This is a genomic window from Bartonella kosoyi (genome assembly GCF_003606325.2).
GTDB classification, from domain to species: Bacteria; Pseudomonadota; Alphaproteobacteria; order Rhizobiales; family Rhizobiaceae; genus Bartonella; species Bartonella kosoyi.
The window spans coordinates 2,196,814-2,220,193 of the sequence record NZ_CP031843.2 but is presented as its reverse complement, the minus strand read 5'-3'; the positions used below and the strand labels follow the sequence as shown (position 1 = coordinate 2,220,193).

Sequence of the window (23,380 nt, the reverse complement as noted above, 5' to 3'; positions counted from 1 at the left end):
AAATTCGATTTTAAGGCAAAGGGGATGGATTTTAAGGCTTTAAGATAAGGGGGGTGGGTTTTAAGGCAAGGGAGTGGATTTTAAGATAAGGGGCGTTGGGAGTTTTTGAAGCATAGGTAAGCTGTGCAGGTTTAAAGGTGGTAGAGGGTAAAGGAGAAGATCTTCGCAAGGTGCTGGGCTCTCGATAGGGGGGCATACCTTTGGAAAAGGAAAAAACAAAATATTATACTCTGCGAGCATTTTGGGGCGTTAGCATGGATGGGGGGTGTTGAAGCCCTCTGATCACAACAGCTGTTAGGGAAGGTGAGGGGCTAGGCTTTGAGACCTAGGCTTTGAGAAAGGCATCAAAAAAATTCATTTCGGCTGCGTTTTGGTGATGGTTCAAGCCGTGGTACAAGACAAAAGCAACACAGTTATGATTTTCTTGAACCGGTTCGTTTCTCTTGTGAAAGGAACTTATCTCCTGAAAATAATCAAGAGCAGTACTCAGAATTTTAGAGCCAAAGCTTCACAATTGTGCAATAGAAAGATATCCCTAATCAAAAATGGCTTGAGGAGAAAAAACAGACATTAAGACAACCGAGACATATTATGCGTGAGGAAAACATGATGTTTAAAGTTGATAAAAAAAACGTTTCTCCGATATTGTCTTCATAAAAAAGATGGAAAAAGAAAAGCGATTGATTTAACAAGTGATTGATCGTGATACATTGATATAAAAATTGAATTCATTGGGGAGGACAAAAGTTTTAATCAATGAAAATAGCTTAAAATTTTAGACAAATGAGGGGGCAAAAAATGAGGGACAGTGGGGGAAATTCAATATCGTCTAAAGAACCACGGTTTTTTTCGTTTAAAGAAGCGTTTCTGACGCGCAAAAATTATAAAGTTATCTTTTGTATTACTTTTATGATTGAGGCTTTTAAGATAGCACTTGTGCTGTTATTTGAGTGGGATTTGACAGGGTGGTGGAATTATAGCCTCTTCATTCTCATCTTAATATTGGTTTTTATATCAGCGCTTCTTTTTTTATTGATCCCTGTTGTCGTTGTGGTTCGTATCCTCTTTACACATTTGTTGAAAAAAAAGATTGATCAGCTGGAACAAGTAATCTGGCAGCGAAGAAAAACCATTTATTAACAAAATAAGCGCGTGAGGGAGAGGACAAAATGAAAGTTGGTTTTTCTATATTTTATGTATTATAAGGCGCGCTTTTATTGGTGTGATGTTTAGAGGCAAGGGAAAAGACGCTATCGCGCATAAAAGATGAGGAAAGACCGAGTGATTGATCTAACAAGCGATTGATCGTGATACATTGATATAAAAATTGAATTCATTGGGAAGGACAAAAGTTTCGATTCATGCAAATGGCTTAAAATTTTAGATAAATGAGGGGCAAAAAATGAGGAGCAATGAACAAAATGCAACATGGGGTAAGGAACGAAGGCAACCACGGTCTTTTTCGCTTGAAGAAGCATTTCTGACACGCAAAAATTATAAAGTTATCTTTTATATTGTTTTCATTATTTCAGTTTTGAGAACGGTTTCCATAATACCCATGTTGTTTGAGTGGAAGTTGACGGGATGGGAAGGGAATATCTCGATAGTTTTATTTTTCAGCATGGAGTTTATATTAGAGTTTTTTTTGATGTTCATCCCCATTGCTTTTGTTTTTGTGGTTCGTGTCATCTTCACGGTTTTGTTGAACAAAAAGATTGATCAGTTAGAGCAGGCAATTGACCAAGCGGATAGCGGCTGCGTATCGACAAAAAAGCACATGAAGGGGAGGGGGAAATGAATACGGGGCTTTATTTATTCTTATGGGTTGTCGCAGCGGTGCTCGTCACCCTGCTTTCTGCTCTGTGCATGATGTTTATTTGGGCATTGTGCTGTTCTGCTTTCAGGCGGGTGAGACTGTATTGCCAAGTGAGAAAAGAATTAAGACGTGTGCTTAAACAACCGGTTGCCTTTGAACAGCACAGTGGCGAAACACTGACGATTAAGGCGTCATCTGAAGTGGATCAAAAAACACGGATTTTTTCGCTTGAAGAAACGTTTCTGACAAGCAAAAATTATAAAGTCATCTTTTGTATTACTTTTATGATTTCAATTTTGAGAACGGTTCTCGTCGTACCATTTCTGCTTGGGTGGAAATTGACAAGATGGGAAGGAAATGTCGCGGCTGTTGTCTTGTTAATCATGGAGTTGATATCAGGGTTTATTTTTGTGTTCATCCCCATTGCTTTTGCTCTTGTGGTTCGTGTCATCTTCACGGTTTTGTTGAGCAAAAAGATTGATCAGTTAGAGCAGGCAACTTGGGAGCGGACAGCGGCTGTGTATCGACAAAAAAGCACATGAAGGGGAGGGGAAAATGAAAGATATCCTTGTTGTATTCTCATGGGGGGTGGAATTGATGCTCTTCACGCTGCTTTCTGCTCTGTGTACGATGTTTATTTTGGCATTGTGCTGTTCTGCTTTCAAGCGGGTGAGACTGTATTGCCAAGTGAGAAAAGAATTAAGACGTGTGCTTAAAGAACCGGTTGCGTTTGAACCGCCCAGTGGCGAAACACCGATGCTTAAGCCGTCATTTGAAGAAAACGCTTCGAACGCATTTTCTCTTGCTGATGAGGAAATTCTCACGATGGAAAGTGCAACGGCACTTTTAAAGAGTTTGGGGGGAAGGATAGAAATTGACGAAAAAGGGGATTATTTGGCAACCTTCTTTTTACCAGATCGTGAAGTACAGTTCCTTTATAATGCTGAGAAGGGGTATCCGCAATTTGATTGTGCCATTGCGGTGGTCTCTGGTATCCATGCGGCAGCTTGCCAAACGATAGACCCTTATAATTCTGGAGGCTTGATTGCTCTCGAATTGAGTTTTGATGTGAAGGGATTGGAAATTTTTGAAGAAAAGGTAAGCGCGGGGCGTTTACGCCATGCACTTGAGAGAGCTTTAGAAAAGGCAATGAGGGATGTTGATCTTAGCAATATGCTCCGCTCTCAATATCGCACCTTTCCTTGGGAAAACGAAATTGTGGTCCCGCAATTGACTCCTTATTCGCTGCGCTATCTTGCGGCTCTGGCTTTGCTGGGAGATGTTGAAACTTTACACGCTTATCACAAAAGCTTTATAGAAGGCGAGAGGCTGGGCTTTGAGACAAGCATTAAAGAAGAGCACTTGGCACGCGCGATGGTGATCGCTCAGGCGGTAGAAAAGGCAAAGCAACCCAGTTACGATTTGCTTCAGCAGGCGGCAAAAACCTATTCCCTAGAGGTGGAGAGTTATGAATATTTTAGAGCCACAGATCCAGATTTGTGCAATAGAAGGCGCTTTATTTACGAAAATTTGATCGAGGAAAAAAGACAAGAATTAAGGCAACAGGGATATACTGTTTACGAAAAAGACACGGTTTATGAAGTTGATGGAAAAAACGTTCGTCCTCATATTCTTTACATGAAGGATGGGGAAGTAAGATATATGGATGTAAAAATTGGGATTAATGAAAAAAATTATTGAGAAAAATAAAGAATTTACATACATTAAAGAAAGCTTAAAATGGCGCGTAAAAATAAGAAAAACAGAGGGGATCAATGCAGGAGAAAAACGCAACATTTGAAGAGTCTTTCTTTTCATTCAAAAAAATTAAAATTTCTTTAGGCAAAAAAATTACGGTCGCTCTAGGAGAAGTCCGTAAAGGGGGGGAAAGCTTAAAAATGATAGGGCTCCGCTTTTTCATGGCGTTTTGCACGTGTCTTATCATGATGGCTTTAAAAGTCCCTGCGGGTGCAAAGCCTTTGGTACAGCCGTTGCAGTGGGAAAGATGGGAGGGAATTGCTTCTCTTATTTTTCTCTTACCGGTGTTGATTTGGTTTTGTCTTCTCACACCTCTTCCTATCCTTTGGGGGCTTCATCGTTTTAAAGAGCGAAAATTGGAAAAGATAAGGCAAAAACTGGAAAAAGAAACAAAGCTGCTCAAGATCAATCGGTGAGGCGCTCGCCATGAAGAATGAGGCCGTGCTTTTTATTTTTTTTCTGCCGTTTGGACTTTTTCTGCTCGAGACCGTGACGATTTTTGCTATTTTTGTCAATATGCTTATTGTGGCGCCTTATTATTGTTTAATCAAGCGTTTGAGGCTCTATTTCAGAGTGAAGAAACAAAGACGCTTGATGAGCGAACAGCCGCAGCATTTTTGTTTCTCTAAAAAAAGCTTAAAAGAAATTGTGCAGCAAAATTTAGCACTGGATACAAAAATAAGTCCCCATTCGTTTAAAAAATGGCTCGCTTTTTCGCGCAAAAATTATGTCATTCTCTCATGCCTCTCTCTCATCATTATGGTTTTCAAAGTTTATGTCTCTGTGATTTTTTATGAAGAGATAAATTTTGTGACAGATGAGAAGAGATTTATCTCTCTTACCATTTTCTTTTTTTTCTTTGTTCTTTTATGGATATGTATTTTAGCAACGGTTCCTGTTATTATCATCCTTCGTGAAATTTTAACCTCTCGGCTCAACAAGAAGATTCAGCAATTGGAAGAAGTGACTAAAGCACCCCAATCAATCAATTTATAAAAGGAAGAGGATAAAATGCATTACGGTATGGCGGTAGCGTCCACGGTGGTTTTGGTGGGTTTGTTGGGGGGCATTCTTGATTTTTTCTTAATAATACCTATTGCGGCACTGTATATTTCTTTTATCAAGCGTTTGATCTCGTATTATAAGGTTACACGGCAATTAAATGCAGTACTGAAAAAGCGCATGTAGTCTTCATGGCGTGAGGAGGCACCCTTTTAGATCATGCCCTTGCTTTACGGCTTTGAGAGGCATGGAGGAGCTATGGTGCACTATGTTTTACATTTGCTATTGTTTGAAAGGGGATTAAATCAGTCGTCTTGAGATGATATTGGCTCTCTACGGTTTTCTGTGAATAATCAAAATCGTAAAAACGTGGAACTGTAGTTCCAAGGTGGGTGCGCTTGGTCAAGAGTATGACGGTTGTGGGAAGGATAGTCGGGTGCAGAGAGTGTGAATGGTGCGGTAAAGGTGAATGGAGACAGGGTATTGGAGAGAAGGGGCTATAGGGTTTGCGGATGAAACGATAGAGAGCGTCTAGGGAAGAGCTGTAAATAAGCTGGAATGGCATTAGTGATGGGAAAGTTGTGTGGAGAATGGGGGAAGAGATTGGAAATGCGGGAAGGCGTTTTGTACAAATTTTATTTAAAGATTTGGCTTTTAAAAATATCGTCTTCATTTTTTTCTCAGGATTGTCATTGGTGATCGTTTTGGAAATAGCATGATTTGAAGAGTGGTGTCTTTTTATAATAAATTGGTGGAAGGTTTTCGTATTACATTTGCCATTGTTTGAAAGGGGATTAAATCAGTCGTCTTGAGATGATATTGGCTCTCTACGGTTTTCTGTGAATAATCAAAATCGTAAAAACGTGGAACTGTAGTTCCAAGGTGGGTGCGCTTGGTCAAGAGTATGAGGGTTGTGGGAAGGATAGTCGGGTGCAGAGAGTGTGAATGGTGCGGTAAAGGTGAATGGAGACAGGGTATTGGAGAGAAGGGGCTATAGGGTTTGCGGATGAAACGATAGAGAGCGTCTAGGGAAGAGCTGTAAATAAGCTGGAATGGCATTAGTGATGGGAAAGTTGTGTGGAGAATGGGGGAAGAGATTGGAAATGCGGGAAGGCGTTTTGTACAAATTTTATTTAAAGATTTGGCTTTTAAAGGGATCTTATTGTCTTCTCAAGATTGCCATGGAGGTGTGTTTATTCTCAATATCCATGATTTGAGAGAGTGTCGTTTAAGAGAAAGTTTAGAGCACAGAGTTTGGAGGGCACTTGCTTGGTTAAGAAAAAGCAAAAGGAGGGATTGAATTACAAGTTTTGTTTCTTCATATGATTTTTTATAGCATCGAGAATCTGTTGACTTATTTCCTGACGGGTTAGCCAGCGTGGACCTTTTGATGTTGTCTTTTGTCCTAATTGAATAGAGATGAAATCAACCTTATTTTTGCGTGCGCACTCAGTGATCATTTGATCATGAGTATTGGAACCAAAAACATGAAGAATGCATGGGGGATTAGGTAAAAGCGCTAACTTTTCAATTAATGCGCAAGAAAAGGCAAAGGCGGATGAATGAATCCATAATATACAATATTTTAAACCATGCCATTGGCTCATGGCTTCTAAAAATTGTGTCTGTGATGTTGCACAATCATAATCCAATCGTACGCACAACTGCTGTTTTTGGAATGCTTCAAACTGGACTTTGGGAGAAAGAAAGCGGGCGGCGATAATAACTTCTTTTGGCTTGAGGGATTGACAAAAAGGAGCAAGCATCCCTGTGCCCCCTACAACTAAATAACGATAATGCGCATCCTTTTTTTGCATGCTCTTCCCCCTTTTCCTTCAAACGCGTTGCTTTAAAATGTACACATTTCATCAAAAAGTCGTTCACAATGTGTTTGTATCTCTTTCCTTATAACTTGCCAAGGAAAACCTTTATCCTCTAAGGCAGAAGCTTCATCTAAAAAAGGTGAATTGATATTGGCGCGCGTAATCCATAAAGCGTGCGCACTGACCTGCAATCAATGCGTAGATGGTGGTGTGTATTTTGGGCGGAACTTCCAGGAGAGATAAGCTTAACGGGTTTATTTCAAAAGGCATTATAAGCGCATTTTTTAAAACACACATGAGCCTTGAGAAAGCGGATTGGCGAGAAGAGATTCCTCGAGCCACTGCGATGGTTTTTATAAATTGTGGCAGCTATGGTTGTTCGTGGCGGTGGGATATGACGCGGTTGGGAGGGCTGGTGTGGTTTTGTGGGTGTGGATGAGGTTTGTCGTGAGCGCAGGGGGCGGTGTGTACGTAAGGTAGCGTGGTGCAGCTATGGCTATCCGTGGCGGTGGGATATGACGCGGTTGGGAGGGCTGGTGTGGTTTTGTGGGTGTGGATGAGGTTTGTCGTGAGCGCAGGGGGCGGTGTGTACGTAAGGTAGCGTGGTGCAGCTATGGCTATCCGTGGCGGTGGGATATGACGCGGTTGGGAGGGCTGGTGTGGTTTTGTGGGTGTGGATGAGGTTTGTCGTGAGCGCAGGGGGCGGTGTGTACGTAAGGTAGCGTGGTGCAGCTATGGTTGTTCGTGGCGGTGGGATATGACGCGGTTGGGAGGGCTGGTGTGGTTTTGTGGGTGTGGATGAGGTTTGTCGTGAGCGCAGGGGGCGGTGTGTACGTAAGGTAGCGTGGTGCAGCTATGGCTATCCGTGGCGGTGGGATATGACGCGGTTGGGAGGGCTGGTGTGGTTTTGTGGGTGTGGATGAGGTTTGTCGTGAGCGCAGGGGGCGGTGTGTACGTACGTAAGGTAGCGTGGGGTGCAGCTATGGTTATCCCGTGGTGGTGGGATATGACGCGCAGTTGGGAGGAGCTGGTGTGTGGTTTTTGTGGGTGTGGATGAGGTTTGTCGTGAGCGCAGGGGGGGGCAGGTGTGTACAAAAAGTAGCGTGGTGCAGCTATGGTTGTTCGTGGCAGTGGGGGATATGACGCAGTTGGGAGAGCTGCTGGTGTGGTTTTGTGGGGTGGTGGATGAGTTTTTTGTCGTGAGCGCAGGGGGGGGCGGTGTGTACGTAAGGTAGCGTGGTGCAGCTATGGCTGTCCGTGGCGGTGGGATATGACGCGGTTGGGAGGGCTGGGTGTGGTTTTGTGGGTGTGGATGAGGTTTGTCGTGAGCGCAGGGGGGGCGGTGTGTACGTAAGGTAGCGTGGTGCAGCTATGGTTGTTCGTGGCGGTGGGATATGACGCGGTTGGGAGGGCTGGTGTGGTTTTGTGGGTGTGGATGAGGTTTGTCGTGAGCGCAGGGGGGCGGTGTGTACGTAAGGTAGCGTGGTGCAGCTATGGCTGTCCGTGGCGGTGGGATATGACGCGGTTGGGAGGGCTGGTTGAGGTATTATGATGGTGCTCGATGAGACTGTTAAAGCCATGAGGGTGATGGAATGGGGCGCTTGATTTTTATAGAGTTATCAGAGTGTTATCGCTATACCATTCATGAGGGGCTATGAAATAGGGGTGAGGCTTGTTGGTTTGGCAGTGTTGAGCGTGCGCTTCTTTAAAACAAGACCGCGAAGGGGCGGTATTTAATGATTGACACCATCAAGATTGAGAATATCCCGTGTACTTTGGGCGCATTCTCTTTAAGGACTTCTCTTGGATGACAATGTGTTTTATTTAAGAGATGATTTGTGTCAAGAAAGAAAAAACACATATTTTGTAAACAAGGAAGCGCAAATGAAGGGGGAAATTTCAACAGGGGATAAAGAACCGCGCTCTTTTGCTCTGGAAGAGCCCTTTCTTTCCTATAAAGAGCATAGCATTATTTTTCTTATTTCTGTAATCATTGCGCTATGTCGGTGGTTTTTTTTGATATTCTTAGAATTCAAGAAGCCGTTGACTGTTGCTCAAGACAACACGCTTTTTGCCTTTTTTGTGCTGCGTGAAGTCATTATGGTTTGTGTGTTTGCTTTGATGCCTGTTCTCTTGGGGCTTTATCTCCTCTTAACGCATTTTTTGAAAAAAAACATTCAGCAGTTGAATGAGCTTCTTCAGCAACGGAGGCAAACAATCGATCAACAAAATCATCTTTCAAAAAAACATAGAGAAAAAATAAACTGTTTTTTTATCGTATTCTTTTGCTTTATCATTTTGTTTGACGTGTCTTTTACGGCTGGGATTGTCATGCTTATTCTGGAATTTTATTATTTTATCTTCAAGCGCGTGAGACTGTATTGTCGCGTGAAACGCGAATTAAAACATGGCAGACAAGAGCCAAACAGAGCGCTGTCGCCGTTATCGTGAGGGGAAAAAACCATGTTCAGCCATTCTCGTGATACAACGCGTGACACAAGAAGAGGAGAGGGTTGAAGAATCATCAGATAAAGAGGGTGATGACGTCCATTGTCGTTTGTGGTGAGGAGGTGCTCTTATCATTTGGAGGGCAAGAGCGTTAAAAAATCTCTTTTTAAAAAAATCTCTGGGAGATTTATTCGAAAACAAGGGAAGAGCCATGCATCGCGCTTTTCGTGCGGCTTAAAAGAGCGGGGCTTAAAAGAGTGGGCGTGAAAAAAGAAATGTGCTTATATAAAAAAGGGAAGAGCAAATGAAGGGGAAAAATTCAGGATTTTATAACGGACTGCGCTCCTTTTTAGAGAAAGAGTATTTTTCTGTGCGAGAGTGTGTTGTCATTTGTCTCCTCTCACTTATGCTTGAGTTTGGAAACAGAATCTTCTTTCTACCACTGTTATTGGAGTCTCAAGAGCAATTGACAGGGGGACAGGCTAGTCCTCTTTTTCTCGCTGTATGTGTGCTCTGGAAAGCTATTGTCGGGCGCGTTGTAGTTTTGAACTCCGTTATGATGATCCTCTGCATCATATTGTGGCGTTTGTTGGTTAAAAATACACGCAAATTGAACGAAATAAATGAGCAACGGGGGAAAATAACCCTTCAGCAAAAAGAGCGCTATAAAAAGGGTGCGAGGGTAAAAATGGACGAGCTTCTTGTTACACTATTGGGTCTTGTGTTTATATTCGTGGTGATGTGGTTTGCGGCCATTCCCGTGACGAATTTGCAACTTTATTATGGTGTCTTTAAAATTGGCGAGAAAATATGGCTGTTTAAAAAAAGAACTAAAAAGCCTGTTGAAAGAACAGGAGATAGCCTTTCAAAAATCATGAGCGAAGGAAAAAATTCTAAAAAAATGCTGAGAAATTGAGCACTGATGGGGAGTGCTCTCGATAACATTTTGCATTTGAAGTTTTGGGGGGGGGGCGTGAGGGGCGGCCATGCAACATTGTTCTAAAGGGTGGGGGAGGGTGAATGACATTTTTGGGGAAAAAGCTTGAATTGTAGATGGTCATTGATAGGCTGTGTGGGATTAAAGACCGCGTGGAATTAAAGAAATGTGGGATTTAGAGTCTGGGGTCCTAGAGCTTAGAGTGTGTTTGGGGCGCTTGACTTTATTCATTTGAAATGTGAGATAGGTAAAAGAGCAGTTTTGGGGAGTAGGTGATTGCGGTCTATGTGCTGGTTCCCTCTTTTTAGGTGCCTTGTTTATAGAGGTTTTGAAATGAATCTGATCGTGTGAGGGCTAGAAAATTTTCTTGAAAAAAGAGGAATTTTTTGGCAGAAAAAGATCGAATTGTGACTGATGTCTTTTAAAGATGGGCGCGGGTTGAAATTCTTTATTGTTTGAGGAAGGCAAGAGGGGGAAAGATCCCTCGGATATTATTACTTTTATGATTTTTATTATGACGCAAGCCATGAACCGCCTGTGCTCTTTTTTTTGATTTTTAGATTTCGCATGAGGATGCATGCGCTAATTGCAAAAAAAATATTCAGAAATGAGAAGAAGCACTCTCTGTACGAGAGCAAATAAACTCTCTGTCGCATGAGGCTTTAGCAAAGAGTGAGAGGGAAAAAATGAAAGAGCAAAATTGGACATCAGAGCAAGAAATCCATAAAAGAGCCCATTCTTTTGCGTGTCAGCAAGCGTTGCTCTTTAGCCAAGGGATTATAAAGTTATCTTCGCTCTTGCTGTGATCATTATCCTTTGGAGAATGATTCTAGAAATACCGGATGTCTTAAATTGGCAGCTGACAGGGTGGCAATATGCGGTGCATCTCGTGATCTTTAAGGCAACGGTCACCATAATGGGCTGTGCTCTTTTCTTGATTCCGGTGATGTTCCGAGTGTGTCGCAACGTGATGTGTGCTTTGCAAAAAAAATATTCAGAAATGAGAAGAAGCACTCTCTGTACGAGAGCAAATAAACTCTCTGTCGCATGAGGCTTTAGCAAAGAGTGAGAGGGAAAAAATGAACAATAATCCTATCGTCGTACGTCTCTTGGATCCCGAGTTCTGGGTGATGATTGCACTTTTCATGATTATTATCATGCTGGTTTTGGCTCTTTATATCTCTGTCTTCAAACGGATGAAAATGAATTTTCAGGTGAAAGACGAGCTGGAACGCGTGCTGAAAGAAAATGATCTAGCAATGCAGCAGTTTTGGAAGGACGAAGCCAAGGTGCAGGAAAGGCATTTGCAACAAGAGGGAAAAGAGTTCTTAGTCGATGATGATGAAATTCTCACCGTGGAAAGTGCAACAGTGCTGTTGAAAACTGGGGTGGTCCGTGGAATTGTTGAGAAAAGGAGATCATTTGGCGACCTTCTTTTTACCCGATCGCGAATTGCAATTTCTCTATAACGAGAAACACGTAGAAGATTTTTCACCCTTTGATCGCGGACTTCTCGTGATGAGCGGTATTTTTGCGGCGGCTTGTCAGACCATTAATCCTCATAATTCTGGGATTTTGCCAACGGTATTTATAAATTTTGTTCCCAATGGATTGGAAATTCATGAAGAGAAAGTGAGTGCTCAGCGTTTAAAGAAAGAACTCGACAGAACTTTAGAATGGGCAAAGGAAGATGATTCTTTGCATGAAATGCTTCGCACTCAATATTGTATTCCACCTTGGGAAAGAGACTCTTTAGTATGGTCAACCGTTGAAGCAGAGCTAGCTCCTTATGCGCTGTTGCATCTTGGTGCTCTTGCCTTGTTGGGAGATGTGGAGACGTTAGGTTCTTATGATGAAAGTTTTACGCTAGGAGATAAACTTGGCTTTGATGAAACCATTGAAAAAATCCATCTGGAACGCGCGATGGTGATGGCTCAAGAGGTAAAGGAGGCAGGAGAATTCAGTTACGATGTGCTGGAACAGCTTGTAAAGATCTGTTCCATAGAAGTGAATGACACTCAAATTTTCAGAGTGAGAAATCCTTATTTATGTCATCAAAAACGAGATTTGTATCAAAAAATAGTCCAAGAGAAAAAACAAGAATTAAGGCAACAAGGATACGTTGTGAGTGATGAACCATGCGTCATAGAATCAGAGGGGTAAAACATGCTCCTGATATTACCACTATCAAAGAGGGTGAACCTGCATTGATGGATATAAAAATTGATTAGTTTACGCACTTGTTGAAGCTCCTCCTGATTTGAAGAAAAGCATTCTTGTTGAAAAAGGGAAAGCGCCACCATTGAGATGCTTTGACACCAAAGCAAAATAAAAGGGCTCGAAAGAATCAAGAAGTACAGCGTGTTTTAAAAAAATAAGCTGAAAATAATTTGATTCTTAAAAATAGGGGCGGACAAATGATGGAAAATTTGTCCTTTTCTTGTTTTTTTAAGTCTATTCTTTTTTAGAAGACGCGCTTTATGCTTTCATTATGTGAAAAAAAGCACGCTAGAGATAAGAAAATATTCTGCTGAATAAAAGTAGAATACATCATGATTGACTGCGTAAAATACCATCGTTTTCAGTGGGATGATCTTTTACACATTCTGGTGTTTTTTGTAAAAGTGTGTGATGAATATTTGAGGGCAAGATTTTCCCGTATAGCTTATGAAATCACTGTTGTTTCCGGTGTAGGGGTTGAAGCGTGCAAGAGGCGAACACGATTCAAGAAAAACTGGATTTTTTACGGTTTGACACAAGTTGAGAAATTTCGTCCCTTACGGTGGAGAGTGCTAGGAGAGCGCGACGGGAGAGAGTGTGCCCTAGGAGAGAACCACGAGAGGGGGACTATGACAAAAGGCAAGTCATTTGAGGCATGGGGATGTTGATCCGAAAATTTTAGGCTATTTTCGTATGTTTAGGTGTCTTGTTCAGCGAGGCTTGGACGTGAAGACTATGGTGTAAGGTGCCAAGGTTATTTTCTTGAAAACAGCGGAATTGACTGGAAAAACAGTGAGGTTGTGGACCCTCATTAATGAAAGCGGTATGGGGAGAGCGTGGAGGCTAGGACTTTTGTCTTTTGAAATGCGGGAAAGTAAAAAGTGTTGTTGTTTAGGGAAGTAATATTGGACCAATAAAAATAAAACTAAAACAAAGGCCCCATTCTAAAAGGGCCTTTTTATTTAAATTTTATAATATACAACTATAATATACAACAATGTATATCATTTTATTATAATAACTTTTTGTATCTTATATTCTAACGGAAACATTTTATGAGATACATAAGAATCGATCTTAAAAAATCAGTTATTGCATTCAATAAACTTTCTGCTTTTTCATGTATATCGTTTATTGAGTCTTGTCTGTTATTTATTTTCAGTATATCCAATGTATCCGAAGGGCTCTTTACTTGTTGTAAAAACTCTAAATGTGTTTTTTCTACAGTATAAGGAATAACAATAGGAGAGGGCTTTTGATTGACTATACGATCAGACTTTTGAATCGCAAGGGCTAAACCACTTGTAATTGCCCCCGCTATAAAAAAATATCTGATATTCATCGTTTTCTCCTATATTTATTTCTATAAATAAATATCGATAAACAAAGGCCCTATTTTAAAAGGGCCTTTTTATTTAATTTTTAATATATACAAAATGTATATAATTTTATTTTAAGGGCTGTTTGTATTTTATATTCTCGCAGAAATGAGCTGTATGAAATATATAACAAGTGAGCCTAAAAAACTAGCAAAGGCGTTTAATAAATTTCTACTTTTTTCATATATATCATTTATTGATGCTTGTTCTGATGCAGTTCTACCGTTTATTCTCAGTATATTCAATGTATCCGATGGGCTCATTACTTGTTTAAAAAACTGTGAATGTGTTTTTTCAACAGTATAAGGAGCAACAATAGGAGAGGGCTTTTGATTGATTATACGATCAGACTTTTGAATCGCAAGGGCTAAACCACTTGTAATTGCCCCCGCTATAAAAAAATATCTGATATTCATCGTTTTCTCCTACTATTTATTTCTATAAATAAATACCGATACGTATCATATATAAATTCACTTTAACTGACTATAGTAAAAATACAACAGTCATAAAAAAGAATAAACTTTGTCTACATTTTGACAAAATTTACTCTTAATTGCCTAAATCAATTCTTTATGATTCCATTTTATGGAGATTTTAAAAAAGCTTAAACGCTCTGTCCGTGAAGTGGAATCCCGTAAGATGAGTGACAAAAGAACTGCTGTCAAAATTCTTTTTGTGCCATTGAGTAAAGATTTGTAAAAATGAGGGTTCATTAAAATTAAAATGAGATGCGATAAAAGTTAAGTCAAACCCGTGAAGGGAAGGATGCGCTCTTTTTACGCGTGAGTGCATCTTTTATGAGATTGGGTACATGCCGCATGAGGGTTAGGCACGTATCCCTTGAGGGGAAGGATGCACTCTTTTGAGGGCGGAGTGCATCCTCTATGAGATTGGGTACATGCCGCATGAGGGTGAGGCACGTATCCCTTGAGGGGAAGGATGCACTCTTTTGAGGGCGGAGTGCATCCTCTATGAGATTGGGTACATGCCGCATGAGGGTGAGGCACGTATCCCTTGAGGGGAAGGATGCACTCTTTTGAGGGCTAGAGTGCATCTTTTATGAGATTGGATACATGCCGCATGAGGGTGAGGCACGTATCCCTTGAGGGGAAGGATGCACTCTTTTGAGGGCTAGAGTGCATCTTTTATGAGATTGGATACATGCCTCATGAGGGTTAGGCACGTATCCCTTGAGGGGAAGGATGCACTCTTTTGAAGGCGGAGTGCATCCCTCTATGAGATTGGGTACATGCCGCATGAGGGTTAGGCACGTATCCCTTGAGGGGAAGGATGCACTCTTTTGAGGGCGGAGTGCATCCTCTATGAGATTGGATGCATGTAGGGTTGGATGCATCCAATGGAGGAAGGATGCACTCTTTTGAAGGCGGAGTGCATCCTCTAGAGATTGGATACATGCCGCATGAGGGTTAGGCACGTATCCCTTGAGGGGAAGGATGCACTCTTTTGAGGGCTAGAGTGCATCCTCTATGAGATTGGGTACATGCCGCATGAGGGTTAGGCACGTATCCCTTGAGGGGAAGGATGCACTCTTTTGAGGGCGGAGTGCATCCTCTATGAGATTGGGTACATGCCGCATGAGGGTGAGGCACGTATCCCTTGAGGGGAAGGATGCACTCTTTTGAAGGCGGAGTGCATCCTCTAGAGATTGGATGCATGTAGGGTTGGATGCATCCAATGGGGGATGGATGCACTCTTTTGAGGGCTAGAGTGCATCCACAGGGGAAGGCATATCTCATAAAAATAGAGAAAGCCCAAGAGATTTATTTTTATTTTATCTCTATCGGTTTGTGTATTTTATAGATATTTGCTTTGTCTCCTCAATATTTGAGAGGGTTATAGAGTAAGACTCACTAATGAAGGTTAGCTAATGAATATTGAGATCTCTATGAGAATTAAGATATTTTTGTGCTTTTTTTTTGTCTTTTTCTTGATTTTATTAGCTCACATGAAATTTATGAGGCATTTGTCTCCAATTTGGCTTTTGGTTTTGCCAATGGATTTGGTTTAATATTTCAATGATTTCAATGGCTTTATTCAGATGCCCCTTAAAGAATGGGGTTTTATCATAGAACAGAATAAATTGAGTCAATTTTTGTAATTTTTTATCTTTGACGTGTTTTATTCTACACGAGCTCGCTTGCTTGTAATGAGTCGTTGGTTTGATGAATTTTAATTAAGATAAAACAGCGTTGAAAGAAGAGAAGTCCGTTAAAAGAGGAAAAGTCTGAGAGAGTTGGCTCTTTGATGCCTAAGATTGCTAAGATGAAGAGCAGAAAACAATAATTCATCAATCCATTGCTAGAATAAAATACCTTATTGCTGTTTCAACAATAAAGAACAATATCAGTGATTCTGTTGTGTCGTAAAACAGCGTATGCCGTAAAACAGCTTCTCTCGTGAATCCCTCGTCCTTTGAGGGGGAATTTTTAAGTTCATTTGAAAAAAGAATAATCTTTTTTGCAGGGAGAACTTATGGAAGAAAAGCCCAAAGTTTAAGAAGAGGGTTTTTAAGACAATACAGACATAAAAAAAGCCCTCTGCTTCAAACAGAAGGCAATAATAAGAAGATTTTCAACATTGGGTCGTAAAAATATCAAAAAAGAATGAATTAAAAAAATGTACTCAATACAAAAATTCACTCTGAAAAAACTTACCTTCTATAACTAGCAGAAAATTAAAAAGAGAGCAATATAAAAATACTTTTTACAAAAAAGAAAACTTTGCTTTTTATGCCTTAAAGGTCATGAATACTTCTTTTTCATTGAATGTTTATTTTGCAATTCACTGTCAACTTAAGTCTTTAAAGATATTATGACGTATGCAACCATATTTATTCTTCACTAAAAAACCAACAAAGAGAGCAGCACCCCATGGTAATAAACCGGTACAATAAACCGCTGCGATAGATCGGTGTTGGGGGGAGCGGCTTTTTTTTAGGGTGTGCGTGTTGCGTGTAAGGGTTTTGTGAGGCTTGTGTTTGTTAGGTGTGGGGAGAGAGATAGAGGGGGGAGCTGTTGGTGTGTGTGCGTGGTGTGGAGGCGTTTAGATATCTGGTTTTGGTGCAGGGTACAGGCTTTTTGTTTGAGTCTTGAAAGGGAGGAGAGAGCGGAGTTAGCTGTTTTCCTTGAGTGACTTGAGGGAATAGTGAAGCATTTTCGTGTGATGTGGAGGTGTTAGGGGGGCTCATGTTTTGGGAGCAACGTTTCAGATAACAATGGGCTGGTGTTAAAAAAATGTTGCCTGCTCTATAGATAAAGAGAGGGGGCTTAAAAGAAGACATGGGGGGCGTGTGTGGGGATGCGCTTGGGTTTTGCTGGAATTGTTGCGCGGCATGGGGGGAGCGGCTTTTTTTTAGGGTGTGCGTGTTGCGTGTAAGGGTTTTTGTGAGGCTTGTGTTTTGTTAGGTGTGGGGAGAGGGATGGAGGGGGGAGCTGTTGGTGTGTTGCCCTGAATGATGAGGGGGATTATTCAGAATGTTTATGGTTTGCATAGCCCCAATGAAAGGCAAGTAAGTCTAAACAATCGCGTAAATGATCGGCAAGGGAGTTTTGTTTGCGTTTTGAAGGACTTAATTCTTTGATCGCTTGGCCATAACCGATAACCCGCTCAAGCAGTGAATAGCCAAGAATACCAAGTTGTACTTTGATTGTTTTTAAATGATTGGAGGATTCTATTTGCCGTTCAATGGGGTGCGTATAGCTTTGGCTACAGGAAACTTTTTCACGGGTGGTGTCAAGGCTCATGTGGAGGTCTGCCTGACTGTGTCGCCAGTAAAAATAAAAACGTTCTGCGGCTTTATATTGTGCCTTACTCAGATGTCCTTTCGCATATAAAAGCGCAATGGGATTACTTTGTGCATTGACAAGGGCTTTGATGGTGCGCGGGTTGCTGGAACTTTCTGGATGCGTGGGCTGAAAATAAGGGTTGCTGGTTTCAAGGGCGACTTCTTGCGTCTTTAAATGACCCCTATGCTTTTCTTTCTCTTGGGGGGTGTTCTCGTAAGGCTTAAGAAGGGGTGTATTTTTTTTCTCTTGATGGTTCATATCATCTCCTTGAATAAATTATCGTTTGATTTTCGTTTAAAAAAAAATGTTGCTTGGGTTTTAATGAAGAGGGGGCTCCAATGGAGAGAGGGGGATGCTGAAAGGCATGTGTTGGCGTATGTTGGATTGTGTGCGTAGGGAGGCGGTCGTGTGGAGCTCCATGCGGCGCTGGGTGGAGAGGGCGCGGTGGTGTTTATTGTGTGTGTTTTCATTCTTGAAAAGAGAGGTGTCTTGCTGCACTGTGTTTTGTTCCCTTGTGGATATTTCCCTTGAGTGACGTGTTCCTTGAGTGATTTTTGCGTGACTTGATGCGGGAGGTTTAAGGGATGGTGCGGAGGTTTTGTGCCGTTGCTGCTACCTTTAGCCGTTTCTGCTGCCTTTAAAAGTGGGGTTGGGAGGGAGGAAAGCTGTTTTGAGTGTTGTACTGTATGGAAATTCTCCCTTGAGAGTGGACAACATTGTCTCTGGTTGAAGTGAGGGTTATGGGTGTCTTTTAGGCTTGATGGGGGCTTGGATTGTTGTGCTGTGGGGGGTGGAAAAACCATGGATTTGGATCTTGAAAAGAGAGGTGTTTTGTTGCACTGTGTTTTGTTGCCTTATGGATATTTTTCTTGAGTGATGTGTTTCTTGAGTGACTTGATGAGGGAGGAAAGTGATGGTGCGCGGGGTTTTGTCTCTGAGGGGATTAGTGTTGAGCGGCATTGTGGCAGCCGTCTCTGTGGCTATTTATATAGAAATGAAGGCGCTTGGGATGACGTGGGGCGTATTTTTACGCGCTGTGGCGTTTTATGGTACTCCCGGCATTGTCCTTATGGTTGGTTATGAAGTTATGCAGCGGCGGGGTGTAACAAAGGGTTTGTTCTTCAAGATGGTGTTGTTTAGCATCATTTTGGCGGTTCTTTCTGATTTTATTTATAAGCAAGCTGAGCATTTTGGTTTGGCATGGCTCTGGTTCTCAAATAAATGGGTGTTTAGTGTCCTTTTGGGCCTTGTCCTTGGTCTTTTCCTTGGTCTTATTTATAAAGGGGCAAGGCGTTTTGGGTTTAGGATTTCATGCTTTGAAAAGGATTGATATTTTGCTTCCATTGCCGGCATTCTTGTTGGGTTTGTTTTTATAGGAGTGGGGGGTATTGATTTCACGTGGTTTGCTGTTTTTAAAGGGATGAGCGTTTTGCTGCATTGTGGCACTTGTCCTTCTGTTTGCTTAGTCTTGGAGCAAAGCATTTTGATATTCTGCGTTTTGATATTCTGCGTTTTGATATTTCAGGGGGGGGAGAATCTTTTTGCCTGGGTAGGTGTTTGTATGGGGGCTGGTGTTTGTTGTCTTGGTGAAACTATCCTTGGATTTACGGATGAAGAGGATTTTGTTGATGAGGAGGCAAAGCTTCAGTGATCGCGCGTGTTTTTTTTGTTTTTGAAAAGCTTTGCCTTGATTTGCTTGTTGGGCTTTATCCTTGGTTTGGCATATGTGGGGGTGAAGCATCTTGATGTGCCTTGGCATTGGGTTTCAAATGAGTGGGGTTCGATTTGCATTTTTGTATTTCTTGTTCATTTTATGAGCACTTTTTTTCATGAGGCAATGCTGTGTGTTGGTGTGATGTTAGGTTGGTTCTTAAAAAGGATGGGGTTTTTGCTTACATCGTAGGCGTTTTCTTTCATTTTATTGTTGTGGGGAGATATAAATGTCGCAGGGTTTGTGGCTTGTACTGTTGGTGGTATTTTTGGGCCTTTTTGCTGTTGCCTTGGTTTGGGGCATTGGGGTGTCACGAGGCTGCCGGTTTTCTGGCAAGGGTTCGTGAAGGCGAGCCTATTTTGTTGCATGATGGCTGTTCTCCTTATGCTTTTTGCTGTGGGTGTCAGGGATATGGATAGTATCAGGGGAATGTTCTTGATGGTGTTGGTCTTGGCACTCTTGTTGAAGGTGTTTTTGGGGGTCTTTCTACGCGAACAGAGCGATACTCTGTTGCAGAGGGTGTTGCGTGTTTTGAATTTTCTGCTGTTTTGTTGCATTTTGGCACTTATTTTTAGTTTTGCTCGTTGGGGAGCAGAGCATCTGGGGTTGAGTTGGCTTTGGTTTTCAAGTGAGGATGTCTTGACCATTATAAGTACATTTTTCTTTATTTTGACTTTTCAGGGAGCGAAGTTTGCGCGTGTGATGGGGAAGGCATTTTTTTAGAGGATCGTGTTTTGGGGTGGATATTCCACATAAACGTAGGTTTGTTTTTTAAAAAATTGAAATGTTGCTTGGGCTATCATGAAGGGGTATGGAGGGAGGTATGTATTGGTGTGTGTGGATTATATGAATTCCATGCTGCGGTTCGGGTGTAGAAGGAGATGTGGGCTGATGTGGGGGAGAAGATGTGTGAAAGCCCCGTGTTGCAGGGTGCGTATGCGGAGAGTGCGCGCGTGGGGATTTGTGGGGGGGATTGGGTGTTTTTTTGTTCTTGAAAAGAGGGATGTTTTGTTGCACCATGAACGTTTTCCTTGCGTGATTTAATGGGGGAGCTTTAAGTGATGTCGCTTGATGGGGTCATTTTGCCGTTCTTGATGCTTTTAGGCATGATGAGTCTTTCCGTGGCTTCTATTTATATCAGTGCGCGTATCGCTATGAAGCGTTTAGGGCTTACAAAAAAGGCTTCTTTAAAAATAGTGTCTTTTGCTTCTTTGTGGGTCTTGCTTCTCAGTGGGGTTATGGGATGGCGGAGCATCTGGGTTTGACTTGGGCTTTGGTTCTCAAATAAATGGGTGTTTATGTTCTGTGGGGCATGATCTTTGGTCTTGTCTTTGCTCCTATCTTTGCTCTTATTGATCTAAGGGCAAAGCGTTTTGGGTGACCTTAGGTATTTTTTTTAATTAATTGGGGTGTTGTTTTTAATTGGGCGTTTTCTTTCATTTTATTGTTTGTGGGGAGATATAAATGTCGCAGGGTTTGTGGCTTTTGCTGTTGGTGGTATTTTTGGGCCTTTTTGCTGTTGCCTTGGTTTTTCTTGATAAGCTGGCTGCGCGTCGTGGGGTTACAAGATGGCGGTTTTGGGGGCGATGGGTGGTCTTTTATGGCTTGGTGAGTGTCTATCTTGGTTTTATTTCTGTGGGTGCGGGGCGTTTGGCTTGGAGCCAGGAGCTGTTGTTGAAAGGAGCGGTGTTTTCTTTTCTTTTTGGTGCTGTCCTTGGTTTGGGGCATTGGGGTGTCACGAGGCTGCCGGTTTTCTGGCAAGGGTTCGTGAAGGCGAGCCTATTTTGTTGCATGATGGCTGTTCTCCTTATGCTTTTTGCTGTGGGTGTCAGGGATATGGATAGTATCAGGGGAATGTTCTTGATGGTGTTGGTCTTGGCACTCTTGTTGAAGGTGTTTTTGGGGGTCTTTCTACGCGAACAGAGCGATACTCTGTTGCAGAGGGTGTTGCGTGTTTTGAATTTTCTGCTGTTTTGTTGCATTTTGGCACTTATTTTTAGTTTTGCTCGTTGGGGAGCAGAGCATCTGGGGTTGAGTTGGCTTTGGTTTTCAAGTGAGGATGTCTTGACCATTATAAGTACATTTTTCTTTATTTTGACTTTTCAGGGAGCGAAGTCTGCGCGTGTGATGGGGAAAGCACTCTTCAAGCGAGGGGTGTTGATGGGGCGTTAAAGATAACGCCGTGGGGGTGGTTGTTCAAAAGAACAGCGATAGCGGTAGGTTTGGGGGTCAAACCAAAGACCGACTTTGCCTTCAAAATCACCAGAGCGTTGTTTGGCAATATTCATAATGACACCGGGGCGTTTGGCTAAATCTGCTTTTTCTTGGGCGAGCGAGGCGGCGAAGATTTTGTCTTCTAAGGATCGATTGCGCCAAATGGTGATGATGTTAAAAGCATTGGCACCAATTTCTGAGGCACCTTTGATATCTTCTGTCCCGGGGATATCTTTATCGAGACCCCCTTTGCGGGCATGGGCGACAAGATGAATATGCACACTGTTTAAAACAGCCCAATCCACCATTTTATAAACCGCTTGTTCTTGTCCCGCATAATCATCAGAGGCAATGCCAAGCCGCATCAGACTGTCGATAATAAATTGATCGCAACCATAGCGCGCGCGGCAATAATCAAAGACATCAAGCAAGGTGTCGACACTTGATTTGCCAACATGTTCGTAAAGAATAAGCCCATTGTCTAAAAAATGCAAAATGCGTTCAATGGTTTCTTTTGTAGGCTTTTCTAAGCCGCCTGTTTGTTTGGTTAAACGCCGGAGGGATTGTTCTCCTTTCATCTCTAGAGATGCTAAGCAAAGACGGCTGTTTTGCGCAATCCAATGGGGAATACAGTCGGACAACAATTGGCTTTTGCCTGCTCCACTGGCACCGCTCCAAAGCGTTAATTCTGCGGGGCGAAAATGCAATTTGTCCTTCAGTTTCGGATAGGGAACCGTATAGCCAAGATGTTTTTCAGGCTCTGGCCAAAAAAGCCCAATCACTTGATCTTTATAGTCTGAGGCGCGCCGTAAGCCTTCTGGTGCAAAGCTTTTTGCTGAAGAAAAAGCTGCTTTTATGGTGGCAGCATCAATGCCTGCGGTTAAACAATCATTGGCATCTTTGCGGGGTAAGCGGACACGGTAGCAACGGTGGCGTCCAAGCCTGCTGGCAATTTCATGGGCGGCTTCTTCTCCGGGCTGGTCCATATCGGTGGCTAAAAAAATGGTTTCAAAAGCTTCTAAATGATCAAATTCATTTTCAATCCAGTTGTGTTTCCCGCCCTTTCCTCCGCCAAAGGGTACAGAGACCGCCGGATATCCATAGGCGGCGAGCGAAAGCGCATCAATTTCCCCTTCCGTGATGACAATGGTCCGGCTTGTTGAAGAAAGCGTGGGGAATGGTGCGTGGTCTGAGGATGTGTGTGTGGTGGTGTTGGTTGCGGGGGTGGGTTGGGAGGTGTGTGTGGTGGTGTTGGCTGTTGTGGGTGTGGGTTGAGAGGTGTGTGTGGCGCTGTTGGTTGTTGTGGGTGTGGGTTGAGAGGTGTGTGTGGCGCTGTTGGTTGTTGTGGGTGTGGGTTGGGAGGTGTGTGTGGTGGTGTTGGCTGTTGTGGGTGTGGGTTGAGAGGTGTGTGTGGCGCTGTTGGTTGTTGTGGGTGTGGGTTGGGAGGTGTGCGTGGTGGTGTGGTTTGTGGGGTAAAGGGCTTGCCAACCAAATAAAATCGGTTCACATTGGGCTGCTGTGGGTTTTGTTTTGGCGCCTGCTTGTGCAAGTCGCTCTTTGACTAAAGCAAGGGTACCATCGGGTTTATAAAAGGGGAAAATGATTTTTTCACCCTCTTCCCCTATGCGGTAGCGCTTGATAATCTCTAGAGGGATATGGCGTTCTTTATGGAGATAGTTTTTTACGAGATTTTGTGGGGGATACCCTTTAGGAACTGGTGGACGGCGGTAAGAGCGTTGGGGAACCATAAAAGGTTTGGGGCGTGTGAGATTGAGAACTGCCCGTGCTTCTTCGAGTGCTTGAGAGAGGCTAATGCCTTTGACTTCACACCAAAGGTCTAAAATATCGCCTCCGATACCTTCTGCAAAATCATACCAAAGGCCTGCTTTACTGCCGCTTAAGCAAATCGATAAACTTTGACCAGGCTCACCGCGTGTGTTGCCAACAATCCAATGATTGCCACGTTTATGCCCTTGGGGAAGAAGCATTTCTGCTATCCGATCAGATTGGGCGATAAGTTTTTGTTTGATTTCAAAAATTGTGCTCATGGTTATGCGTGATTTTATGCGTTTTAGGATTCTATTTTGCAGTTCTCGCCATTCAATCTCGTGGCAAAATCCGTAGCGCTATGGCGCTTGCCAATCTACTTTGTGGGCTTTTTACGGGTTTTGGTTGGCTCGTCATTGCCAAACCTCTTGCTTTGCCAATGGGCTTGGCTCTCACTTAAGCCTTCTAAAACAGCAACGCAGCTGTTTGTTTGCTT

21 protein-coding genes are annotated in these 23,380 nt (G+C 42.5%); 16 read left to right on the top strand and 5 right to left on the bottom strand.

Annotated elements, in window-relative coordinates:
- The first annotated feature begins 798 nt into the window (after window positions 1–798).
- From D1093_RS09565 to D1093_RS09540, 6 genes are all read left to right on the top strand, one after another.
- A complete protein-coding gene (locus D1093_RS09565) occupies window positions 799–1,140 on the top strand; it encodes a hypothetical protein (protein WP_174767409.1) in 342 nt (113 codons plus the stop codon).
- 262 nt (window positions 1,141–1,402) lie between these two features.
- Window positions 1,403–1,798 carry a hypothetical protein gene (locus D1093_RS09560; RefSeq protein WP_120099821.1) on the top strand — a complete coding sequence of 132 codons (396 nt, stop codon included), beginning with the start codon at window positions 1,403–1,405 and terminating at the stop codon, window positions 1,796–1,798.
- On the top strand, window positions 1,795–2,358 hold the full coding sequence (locus D1093_RS10390) for a 6TM ABC transporter family protein (RefSeq protein WP_244614006.1): 564 nt from the start codon (window positions 1,795–1,797) through the stop codon (window positions 2,356–2,358). The genes D1093_RS09560 and D1093_RS10390 overlap by 4 nt, the downstream gene beginning before the upstream one ends.
- A 13-nt stretch (window positions 2,359–2,371) precedes the next feature.
- On the top strand, window positions 2,372–3,517 hold the full coding sequence (locus tag D1093_RS09550) for a DUF6990 domain-containing protein (protein WP_120099820.1): 1,146 nt from the start codon (window positions 2,372–2,374) through the stop codon (window positions 3,515–3,517).
- A gap of 74 nt (window positions 3,518–3,591) precedes the next feature.
- The gene (locus D1093_RS09545) at window positions 3,592–3,990 is read left to right on the top strand and encodes a hypothetical protein (protein WP_120099819.1); all 399 of its coding nucleotides are present in this window, start codon (window positions 3,592–3,594) and stop codon (window positions 3,988–3,990) included.
- Window positions 3,991–4,000: 10 nt separating this feature from the next.
- The gene (locus D1093_RS09540; RefSeq protein ID WP_120099818.1) at window positions 4,001–4,570 is read left to right on the top strand and encodes a hypothetical protein; all 570 of its coding nucleotides are present in this window, start codon (window positions 4,001–4,003) and stop codon (window positions 4,568–4,570) included.
- 1,307 nt (window positions 4,571–5,877) lie between these two features.
- Here the strand turns inward: D1093_RS09540 and D1093_RS09535 are convergent.
- On the bottom strand, window positions 5,878–6,393 hold the full coding sequence (locus D1093_RS09535) for a Rossmann-fold NAD(P)-binding domain-containing protein (RefSeq protein ID WP_120099816.1): 516 nt from the start codon (window positions 6,391–6,393) through the stop codon (window positions 5,878–5,880).
- 853 nt (window positions 6,394–7,246) lie between these two features.
- On the opposite strand from D1093_RS09535, the gene D1093_RS10010 reads away from it, so the two are divergent.
- The 5 genes from D1093_RS10010 to D1093_RS10375 all read left to right on the top strand — a co-directional run bounded on the left by D1093_RS10010 (window position 7,247) and on the right by D1093_RS10375 (window position 11,947).
- Window positions 7,247–7,456 carry a hypothetical protein gene (locus D1093_RS10010; RefSeq protein WP_167309103.1) on the top strand — a complete coding sequence of 70 codons (210 nt, stop codon included), beginning with the start codon at window positions 7,247–7,249 and terminating at the stop codon, window positions 7,454–7,456.
- Window positions 7,457–8,806: 1,350 nt separating this feature from the next.
- Entirely contained in the window at window positions 8,807–8,965 is a 159-nt protein-coding gene (locus D1093_RS10385) for a hypothetical protein (protein ID WP_244614005.1), read from the top strand.
- Window positions 8,966–9,151: 186 nt separating this feature from the next.
- Entirely contained in the window at window positions 9,152–9,763 is a 612-nt protein-coding gene (locus D1093_RS09520; protein WP_244614004.1) for a hypothetical protein, read from the top strand.
- Window positions 9,764–10,863: 1,100 nt separating this feature from the next.
- Window positions 10,864–11,253: a hypothetical protein gene (locus D1093_RS10380; protein WP_244614003.1), complete on the top strand. Its 390-nt coding sequence runs from the start codon at window positions 10,864–10,866 to the stop codon at window positions 11,251–11,253.
- Window positions 11,207–11,947, top strand: coding sequence for a DUF6990 domain-containing protein (locus D1093_RS10375; RefSeq protein WP_244614002.1), 741 nt, complete (start codon window positions 11,207–11,209; stop codon window positions 11,945–11,947). Before D1093_RS10380 ends, D1093_RS10375 begins: the two co-directional genes overlap by 47 nt.
- Window positions 11,948–13,043: 1,096 nt before the next feature.
- Here the strand turns inward: D1093_RS10375 and D1093_RS09505 are convergent.
- The 3 genes from D1093_RS09505 to D1093_RS09495 all read right to left on the bottom strand — a co-directional run bounded on the left by D1093_RS09505 (window position 13,044) and on the right by D1093_RS09495 (window position 17,450).
- Window positions 13,044–13,346, bottom strand: coding sequence for a hypothetical protein (locus D1093_RS09505; protein ID WP_150222344.1), 303 nt, complete (start codon window positions 13,344–13,346; stop codon window positions 13,044–13,046).
- 129 nt (window positions 13,347–13,475) lie between these two features.
- Window positions 13,476–13,799: a hypothetical protein gene (locus D1093_RS09500; protein WP_150222342.1), complete on the bottom strand. Its 324-nt coding sequence runs from the start codon at window positions 13,797–13,799 to the stop codon at window positions 13,476–13,478.
- A gap of 3,072 nt (window positions 13,800–16,871) precedes the next feature.
- The gene (locus tag D1093_RS09495; protein ID WP_150222340.1) at window positions 16,872–17,450 is read right to left on the bottom strand and encodes a hypothetical protein; all 579 of its coding nucleotides are present in this window, start codon (window positions 17,448–17,450) and stop codon (window positions 16,872–16,874) included.
- A 688-nt stretch (window positions 17,451–18,138) separates the two neighbouring features.
- Here D1093_RS09495 and D1093_RS09490 point away from each other — a divergent pair.
- The 4 genes from D1093_RS09490 to D1093_RS09475 all read left to right on the top strand — a co-directional run bounded on the left by D1093_RS09490 (window position 18,139) and on the right by D1093_RS09475 (window position 21,075).
- Entirely contained in the window at window positions 18,139–18,522 is a 384-nt protein-coding gene (locus tag D1093_RS09490; protein WP_244614049.1) for a hypothetical protein, read from the top strand.
- A gap of 624 nt (window positions 18,523–19,146) precedes the next feature.
- Window positions 19,147–19,626 carry a hypothetical protein gene (locus D1093_RS09485; protein ID WP_174767408.1) on the top strand — a complete coding sequence of 160 codons (480 nt, stop codon included), beginning with the start codon at window positions 19,147–19,149 and terminating at the stop codon, window positions 19,624–19,626.
- Window positions 19,627–19,964: 338 nt separating this feature from the next.
- Window positions 19,965–20,168: a hypothetical protein gene (locus D1093_RS09480; RefSeq protein ID WP_150222338.1), complete on the top strand. Its 204-nt coding sequence runs from the start codon at window positions 19,965–19,967 to the stop codon at window positions 20,166–20,168.
- Between the two features lie 199 nt (window positions 20,169–20,367).
- The gene (locus D1093_RS09475) at window positions 20,368–21,075 is read left to right on the top strand and encodes a hypothetical protein (protein WP_150222336.1); all 708 of its coding nucleotides are present in this window, start codon (window positions 20,368–20,370) and stop codon (window positions 21,073–21,075) included.
- On the opposite strand, the gene D1093_RS09470 is transcribed toward D1093_RS09475, so the two are convergent.
- Window positions 21,072–23,165: a bifunctional DNA primase/helicase gene (locus tag D1093_RS09470; RefSeq protein ID WP_150222333.1), complete on the bottom strand. Its 2,094-nt coding sequence runs from the start codon at window positions 23,163–23,165 to the stop codon at window positions 21,072–21,074. The two genes, D1093_RS09475 and D1093_RS09470, sit on opposite strands and share 4 nt — an antisense overlap.
- Before the next feature lie 8 nt (window positions 23,166–23,173).
- Between D1093_RS09470 and D1093_RS10005 the strand changes: the two genes are divergently transcribed.
- A complete protein-coding gene (locus D1093_RS10005; RefSeq protein WP_167309102.1) occupies window positions 23,174–23,344 on the top strand; it encodes a hypothetical protein in 171 nt (56 codons plus the stop codon).
- Window positions 23,345–23,380 lie beyond the last annotated feature (36 nt).